Origin of the sequence: Halobacillus sp. BBL2006, assembly GCF_000786645.1 — a bacterium.
Lineage (GTDB): Bacteria > Bacillota > Bacilli > Bacillales > Halobacillaceae > Halobacillus.
In genome coordinates this window covers 1-5,647 of sequence record NZ_JRNX01000350.1, presented here as the reverse complement: position 1 = coordinate 5,647, position 5,647 = coordinate 1, and the positions used below count along the sequence as shown (strand labels likewise).

The 5,647-nt window shown below is 40.4% G+C and carries 4 protein-coding genes and 1 pseudogene; 1 reads left to right on the top strand and 4 read right to left on the bottom strand.

What is annotated here, in order from left to right; genetic code table 11:
* The 4 genes and pseudogenes from dacB to LD39_RS23565 all read right to left on the bottom strand — a co-directional run.
* Positions 1-1,270: D-alanyl-D-alanine carboxypeptidase/D-alanyl-D-alanine-endopeptidase (gene dacB / locus LD39_RS10990; protein WP_052158822.1), on the bottom strand; the 1,270-nt coding region annotated here is incomplete at its 3' end.
* A gap of 328 nt (positions 1,271-1,598) precedes the next feature.
* The gene (locus tag LD39_RS10985) at positions 1,599-4,148 is read right to left on the bottom strand and encodes a heavy metal translocating P-type ATPase (RefSeq protein WP_081988418.1); all 2,550 of its coding nucleotides are present in this window, start codon (positions 4,146-4,148) and stop codon (positions 1,599-1,601) included.
* A gap of 11 nt (positions 4,149-4,159) precedes the next feature.
* Complete coding sequence (locus LD39_RS10980) at positions 4,160-4,558, bottom strand: metalloregulator ArsR/SmtB family transcription factor (protein WP_156112621.1); 399 nt, start codon at positions 4,556-4,558, stop codon at positions 4,160-4,162.
* A gap of 183 nt (positions 4,559-4,741) precedes the next feature.
* Positions 4,742-5,033: pseudogene (locus LD39_RS23565) on the bottom strand (IS3 family transposase); the annotation flags it as partial.
* A 95-nt stretch (positions 5,034-5,128) separates the two neighbouring features.
* Between LD39_RS23565 and LD39_RS10975 the strand changes: the two are divergent.
* On the top strand, positions 5,129-5,647 hold a 519-nt coding region (locus LD39_RS10975; RefSeq protein ID WP_035546246.1), incomplete at its 3' end, for a hypothetical protein.

The following is a 5,647-nucleotide window of genomic DNA, read 5'->3' as shown; positions in this document are numbered from 1 at the left end:
CAAAACGCTCACTATTCCCCGCAACCGGCAAGGAATTCAGGTAAACTGGAAACCATGCTTTTTCTTTCACTTGATACAAAAGCTGTGAAATTTCATTGGCAGGAACCATATTGACGTGAGACATGCCAGATCCGTCGCGCAAACGCATCGTATCAGCATCGACTCCGTTTTCCCTTAAGAAATATTCTACGACTTCCAATCCTTTATCCCAGCTGCCCTCATCATGAACCACTTTCCCCATCTCTTTCACTAGAACTTCGGCATGACCATTATTGCTGAGTTTCATAAATGGAATAAATAGCTTTTCCAATGGAATGGACTCCTTCGAAACAAGCAATTCAGCGGTTTTTGGTGTTTTTCCATCTGTTGCAGTTTTTCCTTTGACTTTGATTCCTTCCTTTTCTAAAGACTGACGGAACAGGTTTAGAGCAAGTCCTGTCGGTTCAGAAACAGCTATCCAGGATCGTGACCGGCTCCCATCAACAGGGATAGTGCCCTTAACGACAATTTGATTGGTCCCATGTTTACGCTCAATGGATATATCTTTTGACTGGTCTGAGTTGACCGTTTTTGCTTCATTGACAATCTCTACGTAATCGTTTTTCGGAGTCACTTGAATTTCAGCGAGTTCTCCCGCAGTATCTGATGGATATGCAGCGACGATAACGGTTCCTGCGTCATAATCCTCATTTGGTGCAGCTGTTAGCGCTGAAATTTGAGAGCCAGTATAGTTCGTTTCGTCATTCCAAGCGATATCCTCGGATAAAGGAATATCGTCATACCACGAATCATCAGCAATCAGATTCCCTTTTACTTCACGAATTCCAGCTTTTTGTAATGACTTGGCCATCGCCTCAAAGTCTTCAACCATTAAAGTGGGATCGCCTTTCCCCTTCAAATATAAATCCCCATGGAGCTTATTGCCTTTAACCTCACCATCAGCTAATACTTCAGTTGTAAATGTATAATCCGGTCCAAGGGTTTCAAGCGCAGCAGCAGCCGTCAGCAACTTCATATTAGAAGCGGGTTCTAAGCGAATATCTGCATTATTTTCATAAATCAGTTCTCCACTCTCCGCCGAACGTATACTTACTCCTGCCACAGCACCTTTCAAGTTCTCATCACTCAATATTTCACTGATTTTAACCTTTAAAGCAGCATGTTCAGATGAAGCATTCACTTGCGGGGCATCATAATCTTGGTAGGGGCTCAGCATTAACAAGACAGCAAAGAACAGAACAACCATCTGCTTACTCTTCATTGAAAACATTTTATGTAACTTCCTCCTTGAAAATCAGGCTACTTAATACAATAGCGAAATATTCAAACTATTATAATTATTTCCTGTTTATCAATTACAAAACAGACCGTTAGTAGGAGTTTTTGATACTTAGGAATTGTTAATCCTAACTTTCGAAAAAAATCCTGTGTTTCGACAATCACCCCAACACCAGTCCTCAGAGCTGAGTTGATTGCCAAGTTCGGTATGGTCATTGCCCAGGGAATTCAAATGATCGGTATGTTTTCTATATAATCACTGAAGAATTACTCTACAAAATATATCAGTTATGTAAAAAAAGAGAGGAACCAACCTCTCCTTATTTTTGTCTTAACAACCTCATACTGTTGAGGATGACTAGAAGAGCAGCACCCGTATCACTTAAAACAGCCATCCATAAGGTTAAATAACCCGGGAATATTAAGATCAACGCTGCCAATTTAGTAATCAAAGAAAACCAAACATTCTGCTTAATGATTTTCAAGGCTCTCCGACTCAAACGGATCGTATGCGGAAGTTTCTCCAAATTATCCGCCATAAGTACAATGTCGGCGGTCTCCATGGCTGTGTCAGTTCCAGCACCACCCATGGCAATTCCAAGATCAGCTGTCGCAAGGGCCGGAGCATCATTAATTCCATCACCGACCATCGCCACACTCTTACCTTCATCCTGTAGCTCTTTTACTGCAGACACTTTGTCTTCAGGTAACAACTCAGCAAAGTAGCGATCAACACCAGTTTTGGTCGCAATTTTCTTCGCTGTTCCTTCATTATCCCCCGTCAACATTACCATTTCTCCCATCCCAACTTGCTTGAGCTTTTGAATGGATTGAACAGTAATATTACGAATGGTATCAGCTACAGCAATGAGACCTAAAACCTCCGTTCGAGTACCTATCACTACAAGCGTGTTTCCGTTTCCTTGTAATGAATCAATGCGATCTTCGATTTCTATAAGAGAAACCTCCATGTCTTTAAATAACTTAGGATTACCAGCAAAGTATTCCATACCGTTAATCGTAGCCTGCGCACCTTTACCCGCAATGGCTTTAAAGGCTTCCCCTTCCTTGGTAGGAATGCTTCGTTCATTTGCATAAGTGATAATGGCTTGAGCGATCGGATGAGTTGAATGCTCTTCAATGGTACGTGTAATGCTGATGAGCTCTTCTCTATTGTTCTGTAGAGAAATTACTTTTGCAACTTTTGGTTTACCTTCTGTAAGGGTCCCCGTCTTATCAAAAGCAATCGCTTGAATGGCTCCTGCCTTTTCTAAGAAGGTGCCTCCTTTGATGAGGACTCCAGTTTTAGCTGCATTACCAATAGCAGATACAATGGCCACTGGTGTGGAAATGACCAACGCACAAGGACAAGCTATAACTAATAATACAAGACCTTTATAAAGCCACTCTCCCCATGATCCGAACCCAAATAATGGTGGTGCCACCATTACAAGAAGAGAAAGAATAAAAACAATAGGGGTGTAGACACTTGCAAAGCGATCCACGAATGCTTGGGTCGGGGCTTTCTTCTCCTGAGCCTCTTCCACAAGATGGATGATTTTTGCAATCGTGGTATCTTCCACTAATTTTGTTACCTTTACTTCTAAGGATCCACTTTCATTGACTGTACCTGCATAAACCGTATCTCCCTGCTGTTTATCGACTGGTAAGGATTCTCCAGTGATGGGAGCCTGGTTGATACTGGATGTACCTGTTAAAACTTCTCCGTCCAGAGGAATTTTGTCTCCAGGTTTGATGACGATAATATCATTGACTCCTACCTCTTCTACTGATTTTCGGATAAGTTGGTCTCCGGACTTAACAGTAGCTTTTGATGGAGTCAGGTTAATTAGACTTCGGATCGATTCTCTTGTACGCTCAATCGACCTGCTTTGTAATGTGTTCCCTAAGGCAAATAGCCATACGACTGTTGCTCCTTCAAACCACTCTCCAATAAGGGCTGCCCCAATGGCTGCAGAGGCCATGAGAACATTCATGTCTAAGGAACCACTTTTAATGGCGTAAAAAGCGCTTTTCGCTGGTTTATATCCCCCAATCAGGATAGATGCGGCATATAAGGCCGTAATTAACTCAGGCGTTACGCTGGTAAAAGAACCTATAAAACCAAGAGCCAGGAATATTCCAGATATGGTGGTGGTCGAGACTCCTTTTTTCTTCTTATTAGAGGTTGCTTCTTTCTGGTTACTAATAGAGGCATCAAAACCTGCTCTTTGAACTTCTTTTATAATAGCTTTTTGGTTCGTGGTATGATCAATTTGCATTTTTCCTGTAGAAAAATTCACATGGACCTCTTGTACATTAGGATTCTTGCTCAGGTGCTTTTCAATGGTCATTGCACAAGAACCACAATCCATCCCTTCGATTTTATACGTTTGCATATTTTTGGTTTTTCCTAAAGGTTCAGCTTCAAAGCCTAATTTGCGAACCTGGTTAGGAACTTCATCGTACACAGAGCGCTCATCGGCACCTACAGACATTTTCCCAGTACCATAATTAACTCGAACCGATTGAATTCCTTTAGTCTTTCGTAACCCTTTCTCAATGGTTGCTGCACAAGAAGGACAGTCCATTCCATTAATTTTGTATTCCAAGTTTTTTTTCCCTACTGGCTGACTATTCCCCACATACACTTGTTCGTTTTTAATTTCTCTCGTACTACAACAGGATGAAGTGATTCCTGTATGTTCTTCTTTCGTGTTTGTATCATTTCCACAACATGTTGATGTAAAAGATACTTCTTTCGTCCCTTCCTCAGAGCAGCAAGAACTTGTTTTTTCTGTTTCATTTAATTCCAGCTCCTCATGACTAGAGCAACAACTGGATGATGCTTCTTTTTCTATACGACTCATTAGTGTGCCCCCTATCTATTCAAGTCAACGTCTTTGGAGTGTAGTAAAGCCATCGAAACTAACTGGTGGACATGATCGTCAGCCAAAGAATAGAAAACAAGCTTACCTTCTTTGCGATATTTGGCTAACTTCATGTTGCGTAATAACCTTAAATGATGAGAAGCCGTGGCCGTCGTTGAGCCAATGATATTTGCCACATCACAGACACAAAGTTCCTTTTCTAGAGTTAAGGCATACGCGATTTTCATTCGTGTAGCATCCGATAAAGCTTTAAAAATTAATTCTACGCCTTCCACTTTCTCGATTTCCGGCTGGACTCTTTGAACAAGCGATTCATCGTAACAAAACGTATCACATGTATCTTTATTCGCCTTTTTTATTACCTTTTCACTCACTATGCTCACCTTCATTCTAATAATTATTTGAATATTTGTTTATAGTGTATGATCCTTACACTTCCAAGTCAACAAAAACATTCAAATAGACATTTGAATGAAAAGAAGAGACATCATTTCTGAAGTCTCTTCTTTACTGGGGCTATTTCTATTGCCTTTTACTAAAACTTAGAAATATGGTGGATTGTCAACACGATACTAGACAATTTTGTTATGGTGTTTCTTCTTGAATTCTATGGGGATTAAGCAGCTTAGCGTTCCGTGAATGCGGATGTGATTGTACCAGTGGACATAATCAAATAAGGCCAGATTCAAATGTTTCTCCATAGACAAACTCTATCTTAATCAATTTATATGTAGCTTCAACGACCGCATTATCATAAGGGCAGCCCTTTATGCTCAGAGAATGATCAATTCCAAACGTTTCGAGTAACTCTTTGATCGCTTGATTCTTAAATTCACTTCCGCGATCAGTATGAAAAAGCTTTATTGCTCCCCTACGGATAACCCCCCCATTTTGAGGAATAAAAGAGACTATCTTATCAATAATAAGGAAAATACTTTTTATCGGAAGGGGCGGGTGTGATGAAGAAGTTATTGGTGATAGGGTTAACTTTATTATTTTCTCTAAATATCCTTACTGGACCAATCAGTGTTGAAGCTACAACGAACGAACAATACATTAGCCAAGCAGAGGTGAAATTCGAAAATGATTTTAGGAGGCTCTGGATTGATCATGTTTTGTGGACAAGTAATTATATTACAAGTGCCACTACAGCAGGAGCTGAGGATCAAAAACAGGTATTAGAGAGGTTGCTTAAAAATCAGGAGGATATCGGCAATGCTATAAAGCCAGTCTACGGAGAGAGCGCAGGGAACAAACTTACGGAATTGCTTAAGGAGCATATTGTTATTGCCGGAAAGATGGTAGATGCTGCTAAAAACGGAAATGAAGCCAAGGTGAATCAGCTCAACAAAGAATGGTATAAAAATGCCGATGAAATAGCAGCGTTTCTAAGCGGAGCTAACCCTCATTTAAAAAATGAAGATCTAAAAAAACTTTTATATATGCATCTTCAATTAGTTACAGATGACTTAGTAGCA

Excerpts from the sequence above, each read along its gene's own strand:
- LD39_RS10980 (WP_156112621.1), bottom strand. The coding sequence starts at position 4,558 with ATGAAGGTGAGCATAGTGAGTGAAAAGGTAATAAAAAAGGCGAATAAA.
- LD39_RS10985 (WP_081988418.1), bottom strand. The coding sequence starts at position 4,148 with ATGAGTCGTATAGAAAAAGAAGCATCATCCAGTTGTTGCTCTAGTCAT.